Below are 23135 nucleotides of genomic sequence, written 5' to 3' on the forward strand. Positions count from 1 at the left end.
TGGTCGTCAAGCAGAGGAGTCGGGGCTTCACGCGTCTGTTCCTTTCCCAACCGGGACTAGCACGCTGTATTATTTCGTTCAACGGGGCGACAGTAGCACAGCGTGCTAGCACGTCGTATTGGAAAGGGTGCAATGACCGAGGAGAAGAAGCTCGACTCGCGCGCGAAGGTCATCATCGCGGCCTGCAAGATGATCGGCGAGGACCCAGCTTCCACGCTGAGTGTGCGTGCGGTAGCCGCCCGCGCGGGAGTGAGCATGGGGTCACTCCGACATCATTTCCCCACCCAGCGGGCACTACGTGACGCCGTCCTCGCAACGATTTACGACGTCGTGGGATCAGGCGAACATCTCATCTCCGATGAGTCGGTCCCACCGCGCGATCGACTGGTCGGATGCTTGAGACAGACTCTCGCGCCGCAACTCGGCGACGAGATTCGCCGCGCGTGGACCAAAGTGTTCGAGGCGTTCATCGCCCCCGAACACACGGATTCGCTACGTGCGTCCTATCTGCCGATGGCCAACGAAGGGCAGAGTCGCGTCGAACACTGGTTGTCCGTTCTCGCGAAGGAAGGCGTCGTCGCCGACGGAAACATCACCAACCACGCACGGTTCCTCAATACCGTTCTCAACGGCCTGTCGATCGAACGAGCGTTGCCTTCCGAAACATCGATTCTCGAGAATGAGAACGTCACGCTGTATTTTGCGGTCGACGCGGTGCTGAAGTCCAGATGACGCATATGAACGCGTTCCTCATGGGACCAGCTCGAGTCGACACGCCCGACCACCAATCCAATTCCCGCCAGTAGCGAATAGTCAGCAATCGCTATCGATCGAAAGATGCTCGCCGGCCTCGGCTACCCCGACCACCGGCTGCTGTCGGCGTTCCTCGAGAATTGGAAGAGCGCTGACAGCCGCAAACCACTTCCGCGCAGGATCCGCCGTCGGCTGCGCACCGCGCTCTTCCGTGAAACGCGGTAACTAGGGTTCGGGTCGGGAACTGTCGCGAGTCCAGATTCGAAGCGCCCGTCCAGCGTCACCGATTGGACACCGACATTCATCGACCGCGGAGTCTCAGTCCCCGGCCGCGTGTTCGATACAGCTCGTCGAATCGTTCGAGCGCGAATGCCATTATTCCTCTGACGGGGTGCTCACGTCCGGTCGATCGGCGGAGGTTCGACGAACAGCGTCCAACTCCGCCTCCAGTTCGGCGATGCGAGCCTCGAGATGCTTGCGGGTGGGTCTCTTGTCAGGCAGGCACGACGCGACCGCGGTACTGTCGTCCGGACGCGGGGCTCGGAGTCCGATGGGTTCGTACGCAACGATGTGGCCGGTCCCCGATGGTGCGACCACCCGGTCTTTGAGTCCGGGGTCGATCCGTTCTCAGTTGATGTCGCAGACCACGGGGTGATTGGTGTGGCTGCAGGTCGCAGCGTACTCGACCGGTGTCCGGTAGTTCAGTGCCGAGTGGCGGTGCCGGTGGTTGTGATCGGTTTTGAAATCGCCGATCACGACGCGGGCTTCGAGCAGGCTGGTCCAGTGGTTGCGATTGAGGCATTCATGCCGCAGCCGCCGGTTGAACGACTCGATGTAGCCGTTGTTCCACGGTGTTCCGGGTGGGATATAGGAGATCCCGACGCGATCACCACAGAACTGTTGCAGCGCAACAGAAATCATCTCTGGACCGTTATCCATGCGTAGCACCTTCGGTGGGCCGCCGGTAGCGGTGAACACCCGCTCCAGCTCGGCGACCAAGCGTTCGGCGGTGATGGAACGTTCCGTCAGATGCAACAGCGATTCACGGGTGTGTTCGTCGACCATCGACGCGATCTTCACCGCCCGCCCGTCAACGGTTGAATCGAACTGGAAGTCCAACGCCCACACCACCTTCGGTGCGTCAGCACCGATGATCGGGACCGAGGACTGACCAGCACGCTTGCGGGGGGAGTGCGTGCGAACTTGCAGGCCCTCTTCACGTCAGAGTCGGTGGACACGCTTCTTGTTCACTCGGTGGCCCTCGTCGAACCGCAATGCCGCCCAGGCCCGCCGGAAACCGTGGCACGGGTTCTTGGTGGCATACGAACGCAGCCACTCGCGCGCGCCGACGTCAGGATCGTGCGGGGTCTGCGAGGCCGGCAGTCGCCGATATGTAGACCTGTGGAGCCCAACAACCTTGCAGGCGAACCGTTCCGACATGCCCATGACCTGTTGGAGCATGTGCGCGGCGCGCCGCTTGGCCGCTGGGCTCAAAATTTTCCCCGCGAAATCTCACGCAACGCGTCTTTCTCCAGCTCCGCATCCGCGAGCAGCCGCTTGAGCCGGTTGTTCTGTTCGCGCAGCTCTTTGAGCTCCTTCGCCGCGTCGGTGTCCATGCCGCCGTACTGGCGGCGCCAGTTGTAGAGCGTCGCAGCCGATACTCCCAAGTCGGCGGCGATCTGCTCGCCCGTCTGTCCTGCCGCGGCGAGCTCGTCGGCACGGCGCAGCTTCCGCACGATGTCCTCCGCGGAATGCCGTTTCCGTCCTGCCATGTCCTTCAGTGTCCCTTCCAGCCCCAACCAGGGCCAACAAGGACTCTAAAACCAGGCGGAGTCATCCACCGGGGACAGGCCAGATGCACGCGGGATCCTTTCCGCATTCCGGACACCGCATCGATGACGCACCATGCTGCGTCGGATCCTCGATTGTGCAATGCCGGCTCGTAGTCACGACGTGGCCGCAATACAGCCGGACGCGCCATCGCATGATCTCGCAATCGTGGGTTGTGGTACTAGCCAGCATCTTCCAGGCATTCAGAACAGATGTCGTTCGGCGTTCCCGAAGTTCAGGATCCGCAGCTTCTTCTGCCCTGAACTCCTTCATCTGTTCGCGGAGATAGTCGCGGGAAGCTTCAGCCGATCTCTGGTAGCGATGGTCAGTTCGGGTCAGCTCGTATGCCTCGAGCGGGACGCCACGACGGTGATACGAAGCCAGCGGACTCAGCTGCCCAGCAGGCGGTGCAGACTGGCTCGACTCGACGAGAGGGCCCACGTATTCGTAGGCCTGAATGCGTCGGGCGTAACTGCACGGCCAACAATCCAGTTCTGGTACGGGGCGCGGCCATCTCAGCGCCAGCATTCGACGGCGATGGCCGCGATGGTCCTCGGAATCATGCTTGGACGGTGGTTGCGTGGCGTAGCACTCCTCCCACTCCGAGGTCAGCCGCGCGGCCCGCTCAGCCGACACCGTCTCTGGCGGGTCACCGGGCTGCCACTCGAGGCTCGGGGCGGACGTTTCCGCGAAATGGCCGCACGCCAGCTCGACCTCCCACATCGCCCGCGTCACCGGCTTGTCGTTCCGAATCTTCGCCCACAAATCGACGGCGTCGTCGACGTCGGCCAAATAGTCGGGGGGATCTATGGGGTCGGCGGGCAAGGTTTGTTCTCGACGCCGGCCCCAGTCGACAATCTCCTGGAAATGACACGGGCAGTCGTCGTCGCTGCGATCCGAACAACAGGCCATCTGTCCGTGCGGCAACCGGTGACGGCTGTTCGGGTCGTAGAACGGACCTAAGGGCAGCTCATGGTCGGCATGGATGAGAACCTCGTGGATGCAGCTGCAATCCAGCTGGATCCGCCAGCGCCGCAACTCTTCTGGAGGAGGAACCAAGAGCCGCCACAAAGCCTCCGGACAATGGTCTGGTCGCTGAGCTCGGCGCGCCCGGTACTCCTGCAATACTCGCGCAACCGGCCGCGGCTTGCCGGGTAGATGTCGCTGGATCGCCATGGCCAGGATTCGTTGCGCCACCTCTCGAGGAGGTTAAGGGCAGTTAACCGGGCAACCGAATACTGCCGCCTCCTGCTTGTTCGCGATCGCGGTACCCACCGCAGGTGTCCCCGCTGCCGCCCGCACGATACCGCCAAGAGCGCATTACTTTGCTGTACTGATGTCGGTCGGCTTTGGATGGTTCAGCGTCCGAACGCCTGGTGTCGCTGATACAACGAGCGGTCCGGCTGCCAGCGGCCAGCACCGTTTCATCCGCAGCTCCGGACCGATCCAGCGAAGTCCCGGACGACGAGAAGCCAGGCCGCGCACCATAGTCAGATGACGCGGCGAAGCGATCAACTCAATGACCGGCAAGGCGATCTCCTGGAACGGATTGCAGACGGCGAGGACCTGAACAGCCCGGAGAGTGCACCCTTGCGAGTCTCGGCTCACGCACTACAGTCGCGCGGCCTGGTCACGATCTCGAAACGCAAGGGGTTCTTCGCGGCCGGCATCACCGACGTCGGCAGATACTACCTCAGGCATGGCTACCATCCCGAGAACGATCGACCATCAGGCTGGTACTCCCACGGCGATTCGGAGAACGCGGAGGAGCTGATAAGTCGGCTGGGCAAGACACCAAACGGGACCGTGCGGGTTGTGGAACCGGACGAGAAGACACGAGCCGCCTATCGTGGTGCCGTAGACGCTGCTCGGCGAAGAGGACTCGTCCCGGAAGGTCAGGTGATCCGATACACCGGTCGAGCAGAGGGGGACATCGTGGTGCGCCTGCTGGATACCGACGAGGACACCGACACCGACTGGTACCGGATACGACAGCAGGCTCGAAAGTCGAAGGCCGAGAACAAGAAGATCCCGCCGCAGGATCTGCGAAAACTGCTGATCGACAATCCAGCAGCCCTGCAAGTCAGCAACGGACAGCGGGAGCGGGCGATGCAGTTCCTGATCGATCTCAATATCGCAGCAGCGAAGCACGATCAAGAAGTTCGGCTGACTCGTCGCGGTGAGCACGCAAAGCTGGGCTACCGCATCGGCACCGAAAGATGGGAGCTGACACTCGCCGAGGAGCATCTCAACTCCTACGGCCGCCCTGCCGACTACTGGGAGATCACTTCCACGTACACCAAGACGACCCCCACAGGACGGCTCCGACTGAAGATCGCTGCGCACCAAGGGTCGACGAATACCCACACGTGGCAGGATCAGAAGCGGTCACCACTCGAACGACGAATCCGGTCGATCATCACCGAAATCAAGGCCAGCCACGAGGAAGCGGCACGCACGGCAGAGGACAACTACCGGAAACATCAAGCACATATGGCTGAGGCGAATCGCAGACGAATGGAGGAGCGTCGACAATGGGAACAAATCACGGCTGCCGCGAGGCCGCAGGCACAAGCAATGCTGCAGCGCAGAACCATGGTCGCGGCGCTGGACGCATGGCGCAATGCCCAGGACCTGCGTGAAATCTGCACCATCCTCGACGACAGCGCCGCTGCTGCGGAGCACGCGAACGACCCGCAGGCGGCGACGAACCTGCGCAACTGGTGCACCGTCGGCCGAGAGCTGGCCAACCGACTCGACCCCACAACGGGGCCAGCGTCTCTGGCCAACATAGCGTTCGACATCGAGCCCAGCGTCGACGACTTGCGACCGTTTCTCGAAGGGTGGAGCCCAGACGGCCCGCACCAGGACTACCAGCGAAAGCCGGTTGAGCAGCTGACATTGAGCAAGCCGTGGCCCCCGGACTGGGAGTTCGGAACGCTTCCGTAGATCATCAGGCACGTCACGAGCGGTGCGCTGCCCACATCGGCCTTCACCCTCCGACCCGCGCGCGATCACGGGGCTGGCGCTTGGAGCTGGAGCGACTTGTACTGAGAACAGTTCGTGTGCGCTGGAACGCAGGAAAACGAGCACTACTTCTCCGACGGTGTCCGTGCCCGCCACACGAACCTCCGCCCCCACCCCATTTCGGCACCAACGCCCTCGACCGGCAACGATGACCTCGCGATGCCACGCTGCCGAGGACACAGCGTCCGTGAGGTGCTCGGCGGATCGGAATCTGTCGACGCTCTCGCGGAAGCCGCATGCAACGCGTCGCCCCAACCGCGATTCATGGAGCCGCACCCAGCGATCGCAATCCCAATCGTCCCGTGGCGTCCGCTGAATATCTGCTGGTAGCAGCGCATTTCACAACCCTAGGCGCTGATCGGCAGTGGTGATTCGCGGATGATGCCAAATCCGTTGCCAAGAACCTCGACAAAGACTGAGGTCGGTCTGAAACCTACTGGTCAGGACCGCCCTTGCTGTTAGCGGAGACGGGATTTGAACCTGCGACCTCTGGGTTATGAGCCCAGCGAAGACCAGGCCCGGCGACACTTACGTGCCACCCCCTCCAGCCCGGGTCAGACCCACTTGTCCGCTCTGCCTGGCCGCGCCCGAACGCGAAGCATCCGACGTGACACCTCACACCACTCTTGTCCTAGCAGCCCCAACAGTCACAGGACCCAGCTGGGTTCGAACCGGGAAAATTACGACATTTCCGCAGATCAGACGGCTACACGAGCCGAAAGCCAACCCCGGAGAAACGAAAGGCCAGAACCCAGAAAAGACCCTGACCAGGGAATACAAGAATTGTGGTCCCAGCTGGTTTCGAACCAGCGACCTCTCGCGTGTGAGGCGAGCGCTCTCCCACTGAGCTATGGGACCGTGGGGATATTCGGGGCGGCTGGCGTGCCGTTCCGAACGAGACGAAACTTTAACACGCCCCACCCGTACCACACCAAATCGGGGCTGGACCTGGGAATCCACAGGGGCCGAGCATCGGAGGCGATGTACAACTACCGCCGGCACTCAGCGGTGAAATCTCAGTGACTACTTCCCCGTCAGGGCGTCGATTCCGAACGGGAACCCGCGCTGCCAGGCCGTTCCGACTCCCAGGAAATGACAGCGCCCGAGTGATTCGCCCCTAACTCCAGGAGCGCCCCGCACACCCCTCCCGGGAATCACACCGTCGTTATTCACTTTTACCCCCATCTACCAGCCGATTTGTTGCTTGCGCAGGTAGTGGGCTAATGTTTCTTCTCGCAGCCGGAAGGGGCCGAAGCGCCCCGGAAGTGCAGCGTGCGGATGTAGCGCAGCTGGTAGCGCATCACCTTGCCAAGGTGAGGGTCGCGGGTTCGAATCCCGTCATCCGCTCGAAGGCCAACCCGGCCTTGGTTGGCGGTGTGGCCGAGTGGTGAGGCAACGGCCTGCAAAGCCGTGCACACGGGTTCGATTCCCGTCGCCGCCTCTAAGTTAGAGGTACCCACGCGCGATTAGCTCAGCGGGAGAGCGCTTCCCTGACACGGAAGAGGTCACTGGTTCAATCCCAGTATCGCGCACCAAATCAGCCCCCGGTTTTCACCGGGGGCTGATTTCATTTCTGGACCTTCAAGCGCGTTCGACACCCCACACCCCCGCAAAGCGTATTCACGCTGGTGAACCGACACCCAACATCATCGCAACTCGTCCTCTGCTTCGATCCGCTGCCGAATCGCCTCCACACTCCGATCCTTCGGAACCCGCTCCGGCCAGAAGATGACGGCAACCAGCACGCCGAACGGTAGACCGAGCACAACCACCCAACCGAGAACGATCCAGATGTCGCTCAATGCTCCTGGCCCCCTTGCCACCCCTCATCCTGCCCAGCCGGAGGTGGTGCATCCCCGACGAAGGACGTGCCCGGCGTACCCATTTCGGTCGGCAAGTCCTCATCGGCGCAGCCGACTTCCGCCGCCCACGCATCGATCGCCTCCGGCCATCCGTCCGGTCCGACGACGAACCACGTCCCCTCACCGTCTTGCAGATACCGTCCCGAAGAACCTCGTTGTTCCGCCACCACTCCCCTTCCGCCGTCCCCTGCTGATTCGCACCCACGGCCGAGGCGATCGCACTCGACGGCGGGGCTTGTAGTGGAGCTTTGCAAGCGATGCGCGGAACTCTGTTCCCTGCCGGAACACATGGAACAATGCACGTAAGGCGTTGAACTCGAGGGGAAAGCGCAGGTACTCACCATGACCGACGAAACAGACACCTATATCGGTCAACGGGTACGCCAGATACGAGCTCGGCGCGGCATCACACAACAGGTCCTGGCCGACCGCGCGGGCCTGAACCGTTCAGTGCTGGCCAAGTACGAAACCGGCCTCCGACCGGTGGATTCGCGCCGCACCATGCTGGCCCTGGCCCAGGCGCTCGGTTGCACGCTCGGGGATCTGACAGGGCACGAGCAAGACAAGTTCGATCCATCCACCGCTGGATTTCATTCGGCTGTACCGGAACTCGAAACCGTGTTGTGGGCCAAAGGCAACGTCACCGATACGCGACCGCCGATGCCGCTGGACGAGCTGGCGAACCTCAACCGAAAAGCAACGAAGCTCCGTCATGACTGCGACTACGCGACACTGGGGCCGATACTCGCACCGATGCTTACCGACGCCTACCGGCATGTGCGGGACGCCGATACCGAGCAGGCATGGGACGCCCTCGCAACGGTCTCCTACGGTATTGCTTCGGCGCTGCGAGCCCGCGGCTACCACGCGCTCGCATGGAATGCCGCGCAGGAAGCCGAAGGTGCGGCGAGCCACGTCGGGACGACCGCGCCCATCGCTGCCGCAGCCTTCATCCAAGGTCAGATCCTGCTGTCTCGCCCTGGCGCCCTACCTGCGGCATTGGCGAACACTGTCGGCACCGCTGAGAAGATCGCATCCGAAGTGCGTACGCTCGGCGAGGTCGAGACATTCGGGATGCTGCATCTGCAGGGTTCGATCGTGGCAGCCACGCTCGGCGGCGATCCCGAACCGCATCTGATCGAGGCAGCCGAACAAGCAGACCGGCTTCCCGAAACGAAACCGAACACGTCGATGGCGCGCAACGAATCGTTCGGCCCGGCGAATGTTCAGCTCTGGCGCATGTCGGCCGCGGTCGAGCGGCGCGAGCCCGGCCAGGTTCTCGCCCTCGCACCGACGGTGTCGCCGAGTGCTCTGCCGAACGAAGGACGCCGCGCTCAATACTTCGTGGAGATCGGCAAGGCTCACGCCATGCAGAAGAACTACCGAGAATCGCTCTACGCGCTGCTCCGCGCGGAACACGCTGCGCCACAGCATGTCAGGACCATGCCGCCGGTACGAGAACTGGTCGGGCACATGATGCGCACGGCGCGCCGTGACTTGACCGCCGGCGATCTGGGCAAACTAGCACAGCGTGTCGGCGTCGTACCCGGCTGACGTTCTCGAAGCAGGATTCCACGCAGCCATACCGGCTGGCCCGCGGGATCCGAGCTGTTTCATGCATATCGAACGGAGATCAGATGGACGACGTCCCGCCAGGGCGAGGGGGACGAAACACAGCAACAGGAAGACAGTCGGAACCGGCGGCAGAGCCTGTTCGCAGCGCACCCTTCTCATGGCCGCTGATCGTGCTCTTCCTGCTCGCCGTCCTCCTCGCGTCCGGACTGTTCCTCTGGCTGCAAGCAGTGTTCGGGACCGCGCTGGGAGCCGGGGACGGCGATTCTGCCCAGTGGGTTCAGTTCGGGCCCGCGCTCGCGATTGCCGCGGTGGTTGTGTACCGGCGGTGCACGGGTCTCGAGTCGGCGGATCTTCGTAGCGGTGTGCGTACCGGGCGTGCGACGTGGCAGCAGGCTGCATTGGGGGTGGGGTGTGGCGCCGCCGGCATGCTCGTGTGGTTGGTCCTGATGCGGGTGTTCGGCCTCACCGATTCCCTGTTCACTCCGATCGCTGAGGGGTGGGTGCTGCCGACCGTGTTGGTTTGGACGGTGCTGGGGTCTTTCGGGGAAGAGCTCGGGTGGCGTGGGTTTCTGCAGCCGCAACTGCAGGGCAGGCTCGGGTTCTGGGCCGGCACTGTTGCCACCGGGTTACTGTGGGGCGCTTGGCATATTCAAGTGTTCGGGGAGGGGGCGATCTATGCGATCGGCTTTCTCGCCAACACGGTCGCGCTCTCCTTCCTGATGGCCTTTCTGATCGGCCGTGGCACCGTCGGGGCGGTGTGGATCGCGGGGTCGGTGCATGCGGCTGTCGATCTGGCCGGGTACCTGCACGGCCCTGGAAGCGGGGACGGTGCGGGTCAGGTGTGGTTGCAGGCGATCGTCTTCAGCGGGGTCGCCGCGGTGGCCGGACTGCTCACCTATCGGTTCGGAGGACCAGAGCGGCGAGGATGATGTCCTGCGCCGCACGGACCGTGGGCGCGTAGGCGGAGGGATCGCGGCCGATGCGTTCGGCTCCGGCCCGCATCGCGCCGGACAACAGTTCCACCGTGAGCCCGATGTCACCGGTGTCGCGGAATTCACCGCGTTCGATGCCGGCGCGGACAACGTTCTCCACCTCGGCCACGATCGCGTGGAACGGGTTGTGTGGGCCCTTCGGTAACTCGTCGACCAGCGGGCCCGATCCGGGTCTGAACATCGGTTGCATGGCCTGATCGGTGGATGCCTGCAGGACCGCCTCGACGATCTCCTGGAGCCGTTGGGCAGCGGGGTCGCCGGCGCGGGCGGCGATGGTCGTGACACGGTCGAGCGCGGGCCGGCTCGCTCGCTCGGTGAGTGCCAGCACCAGTGCGGTTTTGTCGCGGGCGTAGTTGTACAGGGTGTTGCGCGCGAGTCCGGCGCGGGCGGCGATGTGCCCCATGGTGATCGAGTCGTAGGAGCGTTCGAGCAGCAGCTGCCGCATCGCCTCGGCGAGCGCGGCCCACACCATCTCGTGATGCTCTTCGATGGTGGCTGCCTTGATCCGCGGCATCGGGCCCCCTACCCGGCAGCCAGGGCGGCGCTCGACAGGTGCGGGTTCTCCTGATGCGCCGAGGTGAGTTTCACCCGGGTCAGGCGCCAGCCTTCCGGCGTGCGGACCGCGTCGTTGTCGTAGAAGCCGACGACCAGCCACCGGTTGGGTCCTTCGGTGTAGCCGTCCGGGAGCCAGTGCTCGGCGCGGACGTGCGCGTGGATCGTCGCGGTGTCACCGTCGATATCGATGACATGGCCGGTGATGGCGTGATGAGTCGCGGTGTACGGCGCGAACGAGGCACGCAGGATTTCGACGTAATCGGCCAGCGGTGAGCTCGTCGGCGGAATATCCGCCACCGAGGAGAAGTCGAGCGTGAGCGGGTCGGTGAAGACCTTGCCGGGCAGTTCGGTGAACTCCTTCAGATCGGCGATATCGGCATAGTGGCTCATCAATTCGATGAGTTCCGCGCGGTCGCTGAGCGTATTCATCTCACTCTCCATTCGGTCCGGGCCATGTGGTGGTCGAGAATCTATGCGACAACCTGTCGTAAAGGTTACGACAGGTTGTCGCTAAACTCAATGATGCCGGTGGGAGGCCCGGAACACGGGGCGTCCGCTAGGCGATCCGCACCCCGAGGACTCGTTCGAGCGTGCGGGCTCCCCCGTTCGTCACGCGCAGGGTCCGCCGGCCTCCCGGCCGTTCCACCCATCCGGCGGATTCCATGCGGGTCAGCACCGCTGCACCGAGGGCCCCGCTGAGGTGATGGCGTTGTTCGCTCCAGTCGACACAGAAGCGCAGCAACGGACGCCGCCCGCCACGGGCTACATCGAGGTCGACGCCCAGTTCGCCGAACAGAGCCTCGGCATTCGGGCCCAGCCGATACGGATGCTCCCGCAGTGGTGCGGAGAGCGGATCCCCCTGCGCGCGTTCGGTTCCCGCGATGCCATCGGTGCGGGACAGAGCCTGGTGATCCAGCAGCGCCTCGGTGACCGCGACGCCCAGTTGCCCGGCGAGATGGTCGTAGCAGCTGCGAGCCCGGCGTAATGCCGCGGCGCGGGTCGATTCCCGGAGCGAACGGACCGGGCGGCTCGGGGCCAGGACGGCCAGGGCCTCGATCGCCGCGCCGACCTCCGGTCCGGCGATGCGGTAGTAGCGGTGCCGACCGGACCGCTCCACGGTGAGCAGACCGCCCTCGACCAGGCGGGCGAGATGGGCGCTGGCGGTGGAGGCCACGACGCCGGATTCCGCGGCCAGGACCGAGGCCGGGAGTGCCCGGCCATCGGCCAGGCCGATCATCATGCGCGCCCGAGTCGCGTCCGCCAGCAGAGCGCCGACGGACGCGATGTCGGAATAGCCGTAGAGGGGCCGGCGATCGGTCATGACACCAGTCTGCCGCCCGGACACTTCGGTACTCACCGAATCGTGGATGCACCGGCGGGTGAGCTGCGCAGCGGCGACAGTTCGGTCCAGGGCGAAGGGTTTCGCTCCCACACTGGCGATATGCCCTCGATACCACCGAGCCGAAACCGATCCGCAATCCTCACGGTCATGTGCGCCGGAATGTTCCTGGTGTTGCTGGATGTGACCATCGTGAATGTCGCGTTGCCGGCGATCGGGCGGGACCTGGATGCGCCGGTCGCTGCGCTGCAGTGGGTGGTGGACGGATATGTGGTCGTCATCGCCGGGTTGCTGCTGGCAGCCGGAACGGTCGGCGACCGGATCGGGCACCGCCGGATGCTGCTCGCCGGGTTCGCAGTGTTCGGGGCGGCTTCACTGGCCTGTGCGATGGCACCAACGGTGGGAGTGCTCATCGCCGCACGGGTCGTTCAAGGGGTCGGTGCGGCCCTGCTGCTGCCGAGCACCATGGCGGTGATCGTGGACGTCTTTCCACAACGGCGTGAGCAGGCCAAGGCGCTGGGCACGTGGGCGGCGGTGTCGTCGCTGGCGCTGCCGGCCGGTCCGCTGCTGGGCGGTGTTCTGGTCGAGCATTTCGGATGGCGCCCGGTGTTCTGGATCGCGGCGCCGTTGACCGTCGCGGCCGTTATCGCCGCGCGCATCGCGGTCCCGGCATCCGCACCGTCGATGGCCGATCGAGTCGATGTGCCGGGGCTACTCGGATTCGTGGTCGGGCTCGGTGCCGCGGTGTTCGCAATCACCTCCGCTGGCCACCACGCGGATAGCCGGACGGTCACGGTCGCCGTGGTGGTCGCGATCTGCGCACTGGCGACCGCTGTCGCCGCGGCACGGCGGAGCGATCATCCGTTCCTGCCGCTGGATCTGTTGCAGCGCAGGCAATTCCTCGCACCCAACGTCGTAGCGGCGACGATGAATCTGATCCTCAACGGGGTGCTGTTCGTCGGCATGCTGTATCTGCAGGACATCGCGGGTCAGTCCCCTGCCACCGCTGGGGTCACGGTCCTGCCGATTGCGGTGCCGCTGGTGGTTCTGGCTCCCGTCTCCGCCCGCTTGACCGCCCGCTACGGTCCCCGCTCAGCAATCGCTATCGGCTGCGTTCTCGCGGCGTGCGGCTCACTCGCACTGCTCACGGTGGGCGGCTCGGGAATCGTGGGACTACTGGTAGCTTTCGCCGCCCTCGGGTGCGGCGCGGGCCTGGTCACCACCGCGGTCGTCGCCGCCACGGTACGGGCCACACCAGCCGAGCGGTCCGGGCTCGCCACCGGAGTATCCAACACCGCGCGTCAGGTCGGGACCGCCTGTGGTGTAGCGGTATTCGGTGCCGTGGCCGGAGCCCCGTCGAGCCCGGATTTCCTCGACGGCATCCACATGCTCGCAGCGGGGTCGGCGATCGCTTGGACGGGAGCACTGCTGCTCACCGTCCTCGCGATGGATTCCGAATCCGGCGCCGCCGACGCGAGCGGCCATCGCGAGACACCACGCCCGGCTCGACGGTAATCGGTGACGAACGCTAGGTCGCCCCCTCTCCGCGTTCTGCCGCGGACAGTAGGGTGGCCGCCGCGGCGCGCGCCTGCTGCGCCGCGCGTGGGCCGTCGTCGTGCACGGCGGCCGTGGCCATGGCGCCGTTGGCGAGAATCATGAGCTGGTCGGCCAGCTCCGCCGGGAACGAACATTCGGCGACGAGTTCGGCGAGGTAGTCACGCATCGCGAGTTTGTGGCGGCGGGCGATGCGGGCGACATCGTCGGAGGTGCCGCCCAGTTCTCCGACGGTGTTGATGAACAGGCATCCCCGGAAGCCGGGCTCGGTGAACCACTCGAGCAAGTAACCGAACACTGCCAGGATTCGCTCGCGCGGTGAATCGGCGTGCGCATCCACATATTCGGTGATCGCCGCGCGCACATCGCGGTCGCGCCGCTCCAGTACCGCACACACCAGAACGGACTTCGACGGAAAAAGGCGGTAGAGCCGTTTCAGCGGCACGTTCGCGGCGTCGCGAATGCTGTCCATACCGACCGCCTGCACGCCCCGATCGTTGAACAGGCGATCGGCCGCGGCGAGCACCTTCGCCGCTTCGGCATCCGCCGCCACAGCAACCTCCTTGCATTGAGAACCACCGTTCTCCCAGCGTACTCGACCCAGCTGACCTGGACGGAAAGTACCGGCAACCAGCAGTACATCACCGCCGACACCCCGACCGGGTCGCAATCATCGCGGTGGACTATCCGAACCGCAAGCTCGAGGTACTCGGTCACGCGCGGTTCGACCCGCACCGGCACTGGAACAGCTCGCGCAACACGCCCCCAACCGGTCGTCCTCCGGCGTCCTGACCGGACACCTGAGGGCAGTGCACGGCCGCGCCTGGTCGTCGGAAAACGCACGAGGGCCTACGCTTTCGAAAGAACGTGCGAGACGAGAGGCGTGGCTGTGACGACCAACCGGATCGAGGACATACAGGCCGGGATGCTCGACGACCTGGGCAACGGTCTCGGATTCGCCTCCGAGCAGATGGCCGACACACTTGCGCGGATGGTCGCCGAACAGGCCGAGGACCGGCCGCGGGACGGAGAGCTGCTGACTCGGCGACTGGGTCTGGACGGGGTGCGGCCGGAAACCCTGACACTGCTGGGCGCCCGGTTCGAACTGTCCCGGGACCGGATACGGCAGCTCTATACGCGCGCGGCCGGGCAGTTGGTGCGGCGGGTGCAGGCCACCGGATTTCCGGATCCCGCCGTATTCGCCGAGCACTATCCGGTGGACGGGGGCGATCGGCACCTGGTCCGCACCCTGCTGCAGGAAACCTATGCGGGTGACGAGGACATCGCCGCGCAGGACCTCGCCTATCTGAAACTCCGGTTGGCCGGGCACGGGCTGATCGCCGCGAAGCGGGTGGCGGGCTTCGTTTTTCAACGGATCGCCGGCTGGCAACAGCGTGGACGCTGGCATCTGGACGGAGCGAAGGCCATCGAATCCGATGCCGGACAGTTGCTTCCGCTGTTGCGGCGGGTCGAATGGCCCGGCGGTACCGCGACGCCCCTGCCCGAACTTCCGATCACGACCGTCGACGCGGACGACGATGCCCGCGGGCACATGTTCGCCGAAAAGCTCGACCGGGAAGTGACATTCGACACCGCTCTACAGGCGCGGCTGCTGCGGTTACTCGACGAGGCCGAGCAGGTCGCCACCTACGTGGAACGACCCATCGGCGTCGACTACGAAGTGGACGGCGTGGCCGACTCCTACTGCCCCACCGCCGCCGTCCGCCTCACCGACGGGCGGACCCTGCTGATCGATGTGGTCGCCCTCGGGCGAGTAGCTCTGCACGTCAACCGCATCCGGCTGCAGGCCGCACGGGCGCAGGCCCATGCCCAGGGCTGGGGCTGGCTGGTATTCACCGGCAGCCGACTCGGAGAACCGGACCTGTTGCAGCACAAGGTCACCATGCGTTCGGAGAACATCCTGCGCAACCGGCTCGCGAGCGGGCCGATCGAATGGGGTGAGTTCCGCAGCCTCGTCGACGAGACCGGAATCACCCCCCTCGACCTGAGCTCGCTGGTGCTGCTCCACCACTGGCGTTGGGACCGCGCACCCTTCCGGCTCCGCACCGAGTGACACCGGCCGGGTACGGGACGGAGCGCCCGGAAGCGTGGGCCCTCCCAGCGCAGGACGAGCCCGGCTCGGCTAGTGCAGCATGAAGCCCGCGATGATGAAGGTGACGATCACCAGCATCGCGAAACACGTCATCAACTGCCAGTGCATCACCGCTTCGCGCTGGCGGGCCAGCCGCACCCGCAGCCCCGCCTCGAACCGGTCGCGATCAGCCAGTTTACGTTTTGCCGCGTCCAGATCCGAGACCACCAGTTCGGCCCGCTCCAGCCGATGATTGAGCTTGTAGATATGCCTGGCCTTGTCCCGGTTGGATCGCCGTGCCACCGCCAGTTCGATCCGCTGATCGCGCAGTTCCTGACGCTGCTCGGAGATCATCATCGCCTGGGCGTGGGTGTGGGCCTCCCAATCGCGCACTGTCGCCCACCCTCTCGTATTCTCGTTCAAATATCCACAAGCCAGGTCCCCAGCGACCCAGCCATCAATGAAATCCCGGATTTCCCAGGGTGTTTGCCGGACCGCGAGCAGGCCGTCGGAATCGATGGCCAGGCCGCCGGTCAGAGCACGATATTCGCAGCCGGCCGCGGCGAAATCATCGACCCCCAACGCCGGGATCCGGCCGACCCAGTACCCACCCGGACACAACCACAGCACCTCGCTGACCCCGACCGCCTTCAACCGTGCGGTGCGCTGCACCGCGGCCTCCAGGGTGATCGGCGCGCTGCGCACCTCGATCGCACACAACCGCCCGTCGCGGCGCCAGAGCAGACTCGGGGTCTGCGCGCCCAGCGCCTGATCCACCTCGGCGTCCTCGGCGCCCGCCGCCAGCAGTCGGCCACGCAACCAGTATTTGAACCGCTGCACATCCCAGTGACAATCACCGCACCCGGGCTTGCGGCACCGCTCACCCGCCTGATGCCCGCGCGGATTCGGTTCCACCGCGGGCAGTTTCACCTCTTCGAGGGGAGGCAGCACAGCTGTATGGCTCCTCGTCCCGGTCCGTTCCGTAGTGCTCACGCGACCACTCCCCTACCCGTACACCTGCGGCCCGGTGCGGCCCGCTACAACCAGAGTGCCGCACGTAGCAGGGGCCTTAACGTACCCGTGACCGGATTCGTTACCCAACCGGGAGCCGGACGTGATCATGGACTCCGATGAGCTGCGAAATCGGCATGAGCGGACACCGGCGTGATCGGGACGTAGCAGAAGAATTCCCCGCCCTCCGTGGTCACGCTCCGCTACCGCCTCCGGCCGCGACCCGTTAGGCAGTGTCCGATCCAGCCCAACGCGTCACGCCCTCCATGGTCACGCTCCGCTACCGCCTCCGGCCGCAACGCGTTAGGCTGCGCGGAATGTTCGACCGCGGATACACTTCTGTATCGGCCCCGCTCCGGGCCGCTCGCACCGCCAACTCGGTGGCCTTCGCGCTGCAGGGGTTCTTTCTCGCGGTCATCCTCACCGAACTGCCGCAGCAGCGGGACCGGCTCGGGCTCACCGACACCGTCATCCTGCTCGCGGTCGTACTGATCTCGGGGCTGGCGGCGGGAGGCAGCCTGCTGGCCGAGCGGGTCGCGGTGCGCTGGTCCAGCCGGGTGGCGCTGCGGGCAGGGCTGGCGCTGATCGCGGTGTCGGGGCTCGGTGTCGCGGCGGCACCGAATATCGCGATCGATCTGGTGGCGCTGGGCTGCTACGGGGTGGCGGTCGGGATGGTCGACGCCGGAACGAATATGCAAGCGGTCTTCATCCAGCACGGATACGGCCGCTTCGTCCTGTCGTCGTTCTACGCGGCGTGGAGTGCCGGATCGATCGCCGGAGCGCTGTTCGTCGCCGGGAGCGAGAAAGCCGGGATCACGCTGCCGTACGCGGTCACAATCGCGGCGGTGGTGGTCGCCCTGGCCGGCGCGGTGGCCGGACGGCGTCTGCTGGGCACCGAGGCGGCCGAGCGCGGTGCGGACGACAGCAGCGGTGACACGAGCGCCGCACCGGTGAATTCCGTTGCGGTGGTGGCCTTGCGCGCCTATCTCGCGCTGGGCGTGGCGATGGCCCTGGTGTTCGCGATCGACTTGGCGGTGGGCAACTGGTCGGCGCTGTACCTCACCGATGAGTTGTTGTCCTCGTCGGCGACCGCGGCGCTGGCATTGGCCGCGTATCAGGGCGCCTCGCTGCTCACCCGGCTCACCGGCGACTGGTGGGTACGCCGCTTCGGTGCGCGTGCGGTGGTGCGGATAGCGGCCGCCGTCGGTTTGCTGGGGCTGGTTCTGGTGGTCGCGGCGCCCGGCCCGCCGATCGCGCTCGCGGGCTTCTTGGTGGCCGGGCTCGGCCTGCCGGTGATCGCACCACTGTGCTTCAGCGAGGCCGGGCGGCTGACCGGCGGGCGCGGGCTGGACGCGGTAATCGCGCGGCTCAACCTGTTCAACTACGCAGGCACCCTGATCGGTGGTGGTGTGGTCGGTGCTGTCGCCGATGTGTGGAGCCTGCGGATCGGATTCGTCGTACCGCTGCTGTTCGCTGCCGCCCTGGTGGCGATGAGCCGGTACTTCCGTCCACGCGCCGGCAAACCCGCGGCGACCGTACCCGGACATGTTGTACTTGATCCATGAGTGAGCACGAAGTCGTCGTCGACCGTGCCGGATTGTGGGATGCGGAGGCGCTCAGCGATGTCGCGGCGGCCACCTTCCCCTTGGCCTGCCCACCCGAGCTCACCGACGAGAGTATCGACGCGTTCATCGCCGAGGTGCTGTCGGGAGAACGATTCGGCGACTACCTGAACGATCCGCAGCGCATCGTCCTCAAAGCCGCGATGGGCGGGGATATCGTCGGTTACACGATGCTGATCACCGGTGAGCCGGCCGATCCCGCGGTAGCCGCGATGATCGACGGTCGCCCGGCGATCGAGATCAGCAAAATGTATGTGTTACCCGGCCATCACGGGGTCGGCGTGTCCGCGGCCCTGATGGACGCCGCGGTCGACTACGGCCGCCGCGGCGGGTATCGCACGGTGTGGCTGGCGGTCAACCAGCTCAACGAACGTGCGCAGCGCTTCTACGACAAGCACGGGTTCCGGCAAGTGGGTGCCAAAACCATGACCGTCGGCAACCAGCTGTGCCACGACTACGTGATGCAGCGAGACATATGACGGCGCACCGCCCACCGGAATCACCCGGTGGGCGGTGAAATGCCTATCAGGACAGCAGTTTCGCCTTCAGGACGGCGATATCGTCGTCGGTGAGCTTCAATCCGTCGTGGACGTAGTTGTCGAAGCTGCCGTAGCTCTGATCCACCTGCGCGAAGGAGGCGTCCAGCGCCGGCTGGACGACACCGTTGATCGTGTCACCGGGGGCGGCGTTGCGGTAGTAGTTCGAGAGCATGTAGTCGTAGTTCACGGTCTCGCGATCCACACCGAGGAGGGTCAGCAGCACCGCCGCGGTCCACCCGGTGCGGTCCTTACCGGCGGAGCAGTGGAACAGCACCGAACCGTCGGAATCGATGATGTCGCGCAGCACACCGGCGAAGGCCTCGTTCGCGCCGGGTGCGGTGATGAACGCACTGTTCAGATCGCTGCCCGCGCTCAGTGTCGTGGCCAGGATCTGCGGCGGCGCATGGCCGATCGCGTCGTGGATGCGCAGGGTCGCACCGGCCGGTACCCGGTCCTGGGCGATCATCCGTTCGTAGTCGGTGCGCAGATCCGCGACGACACGCAGGTTGCGGGCGGTGAGCGCCGCGGAATCCTCGTTCAAGAGTTTGCTCAGATCGCCGCTGCGGAACACCACGCCCGTCTTGACCGTGCGGCCGTCGGTCGTGGTGTATCCGCCGAGGTCGCGGGCATTCTGCACACTGGCCAGGCCCAGCGAACGGTCCTGGGTGTTCACCGATACCGCGGGCGGGGCGGCCGGCGGATCGGCGGCGGTCGCGATCCCCAGTGCGGGTCCGGCTGCGATGAGCGCGGCAGCGGCGGTGGAAGCGGCGACACGTAGGGAACGACGGGCCATGTCAGCTCCGATCACACAGATCTGGACGATTGTCCATGGTTGATTTCCGTCCCGACAGTACGCCGTACGAATACCGCTCAGCCCGCGGGTACCTCGAATCGCGACAGGGCCAGCAGCCGGGAGATGGCACGCAGATACTTCTTGCGGTACCCGCCACCGAGCATCTCCTCGGAGAAGATCTTGTCCAGCGCAGCGCCCGACACCGTCACCGGTGTGCCGGCGTCGTAGAGCCGGTCGGCCAGTACCACCATGCGCAGCGCCACCGCCTGATCGGTGATGGTGTGCACCGAGGAGATGTACACCGCGGAGACGCCGGAGATCAGCGAACCGTACTTGGACGGATGCAGGGTGCTCAGATGCTTCAGCAGCTCGTCGAAGTCGTCCAGGGTCGATTCCGGGGTGTCCGCGGCCTTCTCCGCGAGGGCCGCGGGATCGGTCGGCTCCGGGGCGGGCGGTAGGTCACGGTGGCGATAGTCGGGACCGTCGACACGCACCGACTCGAACAGCGAACCCAGCTTGCGGATCTCACGCAGGAAATCCTGCGCGGCGAAGCGGCCCTCACCCAGCTGGTCGGGCAGCGTGTTCGACGTCGCCGCCACCGAGACGCCGCGCGCGGTCAACTCGGTGAGCAACCGCGAGACCAGCATGGTGTCGCCCGGATCGTCGAGTTCGAATTCGTCGATGCACAGCACGCTGTTGCCGCCCAGCCGCTCCACCGCATTCGTGAAGCCCAGTGCACCGACCAGGTTGGTCAGCTCACCGAAGGTGCCGAACGACTTGGGCCCCGGCGAGGCGTGGAAGATCGATGCCAGCAGGTGGGTCTTGCCCACACCGAAACCACCGTCGAGATACAGTCCCGCACCGTCGATCTGCTTCTTCTTGCCGAACAGCGACTTCTTACCGGCGGCGGCGTGAATCTTGCGGACCCGGGCGGCGAAATCCTCGGCCGCGCGCACCGCCGCGGCCTGGCTCGGCTCGTTGGGATCGGGAATGTAGGAGGCGAAGCTCACCTCGTCGAAGGTGGGCGGCGGCACCATCTGAGCGATGAGCTGATCGGCCGGAACCTCCGGATGACGATCGACGAGGCGTTGTTGCACGCTTGTAGCGTACTGACGTGGTGAGATCGGACCTTATGCAGCGTGTCCCCGATGCGATCCACTTCACAGCGCTCTCGGCCGCCGGCGCCGGCGAGATCACCGACCTGGTCCAGCTCTACACCTATCCGGCGGCACTCGATGCGCCGTGGATCCGGGTCAACTTCATCGCCAGCCTGGACGGCGCAGTCAGCGTCGACGGCCGCTCCGGCGCGCTCGGACGGCCCTCCGACGCCACCGTCTACTCGATTCTGCGTGATCTGGCGGACGTGGTGGTGGTCGGTGCCGGAACCGCGCGAGCCGAGAACTACGGCGGCGCCCGCACCGACTCCCGCCGCCGGATGCGGTTACACCATCACGGGCTGGGCGGCTCACGTGACGGTGCACCGCCGCCGATCGCGGTCGTCACCGCGAGCGCCGCACTCGATCCGCAATGCCGGCTGTTCACCGACACCACCCGCCCGCCGCTGATCCTGACCACCGCAGCCGCCGACGGCGACCGCAAGCGCATCCTCGCCGACACCGGGGCCGAGGTGGTCGAGGCCGGTGAAAGCACCGTCACCGCGGCCGACCTGCGCCGCGTCCTCGCTGAACGCGGTCTGCTGCGGGTGCTGTGCGAGGGCGGTCCCGCGCTGTTCGGGGAGCTGATCGGCGCGAATGCCGTCGACGAGCTCTGCCTGACCGTGTCGCCGCTGCTGGTCGGTGGGACGGCGGGCCGAATCGCGGTGTCGCCCAACGCGTTGCCGACCCCGATGTGCCTGCGACATGCCCTGCTCGACGACGACGGCACGGTACTGACCCGGTGGGAACGCGGCCGCACCCAGAGCTGAAGCAACGCGCCGAACCTGGCAGGCTGTCAGCATGCGTTGGACTCGCGCCGCCCTGCTGGCATCGTCACTGACGGTTCTGCTGACCACGGCCTGTGGTGCCGGACCGTCGCACCGGCCGGATGTGGCGCTGGACCATCCGCACAGCGGATCGGGTCCGGCGGCCGAAACCAGCGCCGCGCCCCCGCCGCCACCGCAGGCGCAGGTACCGAAAACCGATCTGCCCTGGCGCGATTGCGCCGCGCCCACATTCAACCTGCTCGGCACGCCCCCGCCCGCCGGCATCACGTTCGAATGCGCCGAATTCAGCACACCGATCGACACCGGCGGTGCGGTGCTGGGCACCTTCCGCGCCGCCGCGGTGCGGGCGCGGACGGCGAAAACACCGGCCGATGCGGCACCGCTGGTCGTGACCTCCGGCGGTGACCGCTCCACCACCGCCACCCTCGCCGGGCTGGCCGCCGGTCCGGAACGGGCGCTGCTGGACTCGCGGCCGATCGTCGGAGTGGATCGACGCGGGATCGGCAGTTCACAGCCGATCGACTGCCTGCCCGACGATCTGCGCCGAGGGCTCGCCGACAACGCGCAATTCACCCCCGGTTCCGAGGACCGGGTGCGGGCGCTGGCCACGATGAGCCAGGACGCCACCATCGCCTGCCAGGACTTCCTGCAGCCGTACCAGGCCACCTTCGACGCACCGCACGCCGCCGACGACATCGAACAACTGCGCAAACAATGGCAGGTGGAGCACATCGACCTGCTCGGCACCGGCAACGGCGCCCAGGTGGCGATGAGCTATGCCGCCAAATACGGTCCCCATCTCGCGCGGCTGGTGCTCGACTCCCCCGAAGCCAGCGGCGCCGACGCGGCGACACGGACCGAACAGCAGGTCAAGGGCGCCGAGGCCGCGCTGACCGGATTCGCCCGGCGGTGCGCCGATCTCGGCTGCTCACTCGGCCCGGATCCGCGTGCGGCCGTCGACGATCTGATGAGCCGGGCCGATTCCGGGCAGCTGGGTCCGGTATCCGCCGCAACCCTCGCCACCACGATCACAGCATTCCTCGGTGATCCCGGCGCCCTGCCGCCGGAGCGGATCACCGAACTCGCCGATGCGTTGTCGGCGGCCCGCACCGGAGACACCGGCCCGATACAGGCGCTGGCGACCCGAGCCGGGGCGGCGGTCGGATCCGACGGACAGTTCGTCTCACGCTGCAGTGACGATCAGCGGCCGGCGACCCCCGAGCGCGCCACCCAACTGGTCGGGGAATGGGGCACGAAGTATCCGGCGTTCGGCCGCAGCGCGGCGACGGGGCTGATGGCCTGTGCGGCGTGGCCCGCGGCCCAGGCGCCGAGCCTGCCGGAGAAGATCACGGTGCCAGTGCTGGTCCTGGGCACCGACGCCGACCCGGTAGTCGGCGGCGACGGACGGCCCTCGGTCACCGGTGCGCTCGGCGCGGCCGGTGCGCGTGCCTCCACGGTGCAGTGGCAGGGCTGGGGACATCCGGTGTTCACCCACTCCGGTTGCGCGCAGCAGAACATCGTCGCCTACCTGAAGGATGCGACGCTGCCCGACGACGGGACTGCCTGCCCGGCTTGACACGTCGCCACGGAAACCGGCTCGACGGCGGGTCCGCGCGACTACTCCACAGGTTTGCGGTGTACCGTGCCCC

The 23135-nt window shown here is 66.1% G+C and carries 19 protein-coding genes, 4 tRNA genes and 1 pseudogene; 13 read left to right on the top strand and 11 right to left on the bottom strand.

Annotation, left to right across the window (positions count from 1 at the left end; genetic code table 11):
* Positions 1–132 precede the first annotated feature (132 nt).
* Positions 133–732, top strand: a complete 600-nt coding sequence (locus NV2_RS17080; protein WP_067874887.1) for a TetR/AcrR family transcriptional regulator — start codon at positions 133–135, stop codon at positions 730–732.
* A gap of 648 nt (positions 733–1380) precedes the next feature.
* Here NV2_RS17080 and NV2_RS17090 read toward each other — a convergent pair.
* Both NV2_RS17090 and NV2_RS31455 read right to left on the bottom strand, forming a co-directional pair.
* Positions 1381–2525, bottom strand: a pseudogene (locus NV2_RS17090) (IS3 family transposase).
* A gap of 61 nt (positions 2526–2586) precedes the next feature.
* Positions 2587–3780: a hypothetical protein gene (locus NV2_RS31455; RefSeq protein WP_157102944.1), complete on the bottom strand. Its 1194-nt coding sequence runs from the start codon at positions 3778–3780 to the stop codon at positions 2587–2589.
* A gap of 297 nt (positions 3781–4077) precedes the next feature.
* Between NV2_RS31455 and NV2_RS17100 the strand changes: the two genes are divergently transcribed.
* Positions 4078–5532 carry a hypothetical protein gene (locus NV2_RS17100; RefSeq protein ID WP_067874892.1) on the top strand — a complete coding sequence of 485 codons (1455 nt, stop codon included), beginning with the start codon at positions 4078–4080 and terminating at the stop codon, positions 5530–5532.
* An 864-nt stretch (positions 5533–6396) separates the two neighbouring features.
* On the opposite strand, the gene NV2_RS17105 is transcribed toward NV2_RS17100, so the two are convergent.
* A tRNA-Val gene (locus NV2_RS17105) sits at positions 6397–6468 on the bottom strand.
* 416 nt (positions 6469–6884) lie between these two features.
* On the opposite strand from NV2_RS17105, the gene NV2_RS17110 reads away from it, so the two are divergent.
* The 3 genes from NV2_RS17110 (at position 6885) to NV2_RS17120 (ending at position 7145) form a co-directional block, all read left to right on the top strand.
* Positions 6885–6957 (top strand) — tRNA-Gly (locus NV2_RS17110).
* Between the two features lie 23 nt (positions 6958–6980).
* A tRNA-Cys gene (locus NV2_RS17115) sits at positions 6981–7051 on the top strand.
* A 19-nt stretch (positions 7052–7070) separates the two neighbouring features.
* Positions 7071–7145 (top strand) — tRNA-Val (locus NV2_RS17120).
* A 111-nt stretch (positions 7146–7256) separates the two neighbouring features.
* On the opposite strand, the gene NV2_RS31460 is transcribed toward NV2_RS17120, so the two are convergent.
* The gene (locus tag NV2_RS31460) at positions 7257–7433 is read right to left on the bottom strand and encodes a hypothetical protein (protein WP_157102945.1); all 177 of its coding nucleotides are present in this window, start codon (positions 7431–7433) and stop codon (positions 7257–7259) included.
* Positions 7434–7814: 381 nt separating this feature from the next.
* On the opposite strand from NV2_RS31460, the gene NV2_RS17125 reads away from it, so the two are divergent.
* Both NV2_RS17125 and NV2_RS17130 read left to right on the top strand, forming a co-directional pair.
* Positions 7815–9026: a helix-turn-helix domain-containing protein gene (locus NV2_RS17125; RefSeq protein WP_067874895.1), complete on the top strand. Its 1212-nt coding sequence runs from the start codon at positions 7815–7817 to the stop codon at positions 9024–9026.
* Positions 9027–9217: 191 nt separating this feature from the next.
* Positions 9218–9976 (top strand): CPBP family intramembrane glutamic endopeptidase, encoded by a 759-nt coding sequence (locus NV2_RS17130; RefSeq protein ID WP_067874898.1) that lies wholly within the window; start codon positions 9218–9220, stop codon positions 9974–9976.
* On the opposite strand, the gene NV2_RS17135 is transcribed toward NV2_RS17130, so the two are convergent.
* From NV2_RS17135 to NV2_RS17145, 3 genes are all read right to left on the bottom strand, one after another.
* Complete coding sequence (locus NV2_RS17135) at positions 9939–10553, bottom strand: TetR/AcrR family transcriptional regulator (protein WP_067874901.1); 615 nt, start codon at positions 10551–10553, stop codon at positions 9939–9941. The two genes, NV2_RS17130 and NV2_RS17135, sit on opposite strands and share 38 nt — an antisense overlap.
* 8 nt (positions 10554–10561) lie before the next feature.
* The gene (locus NV2_RS17140) at positions 10562–11023 is read right to left on the bottom strand and encodes a nuclear transport factor 2 family protein (protein WP_067874904.1); all 462 of its coding nucleotides are present in this window, start codon (positions 11021–11023) and stop codon (positions 10562–10564) included.
* Positions 11024–11150: 127 nt separating this feature from the next.
* Positions 11151–11915 carry an ArsR/SmtB family transcription factor gene (locus tag NV2_RS17145; RefSeq protein WP_067875025.1) on the bottom strand — a complete coding sequence of 255 codons (765 nt, stop codon included), beginning with the start codon at positions 11913–11915 and terminating at the stop codon, positions 11151–11153.
* 120 nt (positions 11916–12035) lie between these two features.
* Here NV2_RS17145 and NV2_RS17150 point away from each other — a divergent pair, with 120 nt between their 5' ends.
* The gene (locus NV2_RS17150) at positions 12036–13448 is read left to right on the top strand and encodes an MFS transporter (protein WP_067874907.1); all 1413 of its coding nucleotides are present in this window, start codon (positions 12036–12038) and stop codon (positions 13446–13448) included.
* A gap of 13 nt (positions 13449–13461) precedes the next feature.
* Here the strand turns inward: NV2_RS17150 and NV2_RS17155 are convergent, their stop codons facing one another.
* Entirely contained in the window at positions 13462–14040 is a 579-nt protein-coding gene (locus NV2_RS17155) for a TetR/AcrR family transcriptional regulator (RefSeq protein ID WP_067874911.1), read from the bottom strand.
* Between the two features lie 336 nt (positions 14041–14376).
* Between NV2_RS17155 and NV2_RS17160 the strand changes: the two genes are divergently transcribed.
* Positions 14377–15561 (top strand): hypothetical protein, encoded by a 1185-nt coding sequence (locus NV2_RS17160; protein WP_067874914.1) that lies wholly within the window; start codon positions 14377–14379, stop codon positions 15559–15561.
* 69 nt (positions 15562–15630) lie between these two features.
* On the opposite strand, the gene NV2_RS17165 is transcribed toward NV2_RS17160, so the two are convergent.
* Positions 15631–16530: a competence protein CoiA family protein gene (locus NV2_RS17165; RefSeq protein WP_067874917.1), complete on the bottom strand. Its 900-nt coding sequence runs from the start codon at positions 16528–16530 to the stop codon at positions 15631–15633.
* Positions 16531–16907: 377 nt separating this feature from the next.
* On the opposite strand from NV2_RS17165, the gene NV2_RS17170 reads away from it, so the two are divergent.
* On the top strand, positions 16908–18155 hold the full coding sequence (locus NV2_RS17170; protein ID WP_067874921.1) for an MFS transporter: 1248 nt from the start codon (positions 16908–16910) through the stop codon (positions 18153–18155).
* Entirely contained in the window at positions 18152–18691 is a 540-nt protein-coding gene (locus NV2_RS17175; RefSeq protein ID WP_067874923.1) for a GNAT family N-acetyltransferase, read from the top strand. The genes NV2_RS17170 and NV2_RS17175 overlap by 4 nt, the downstream gene beginning before the upstream one ends.
* A gap of 46 nt (positions 18692–18737) precedes the next feature.
* On the opposite strand, the gene NV2_RS17180 is transcribed toward NV2_RS17175, so the two are convergent.
* Positions 18738–19544, bottom strand: coding sequence for a tyrosine-protein phosphatase (locus NV2_RS17180; protein WP_067874926.1), 807 nt, complete (start codon positions 19542–19544; stop codon positions 18738–18740).
* Between the two features lie 77 nt (positions 19545–19621).
* Entirely contained in the window at positions 19622–20641 is a 1020-nt protein-coding gene (zapE, locus tag NV2_RS17185; RefSeq protein WP_067874929.1) for a cell division protein ZapE, read from the bottom strand.
* Between the two features lie 35 nt (positions 20642–20676).
* Between zapE and NV2_RS17190 the strand changes: the two genes are divergently transcribed.
* Together NV2_RS17190 and NV2_RS17195 are read left to right on the top strand one after the other, a co-directional pair.
* Positions 20677–21468, top strand: a complete 792-nt coding sequence (locus tag NV2_RS17190; RefSeq protein ID WP_067874931.1) for a pyrimidine reductase family protein — start codon at positions 20677–20679, stop codon at positions 21466–21468.
* Positions 21469–21499: 31 nt separating this feature from the next.
* On the top strand, positions 21500–23062 hold the full coding sequence (locus tag NV2_RS17195; protein WP_067874934.1) for an alpha/beta hydrolase: 1563 nt from the start codon (positions 21500–21502) through the stop codon (positions 23060–23062).
* Positions 23063–23135: the final 73 nt, after the last annotated feature.

The organism is Nocardia vermiculata NBRC 100427 (genome assembly GCF_001613265.1).
Taxonomy (GTDB): domain Bacteria; phylum Actinomycetota; class Actinomycetes; order Mycobacteriales; family Mycobacteriaceae; genus Nocardia; species Nocardia vermiculata.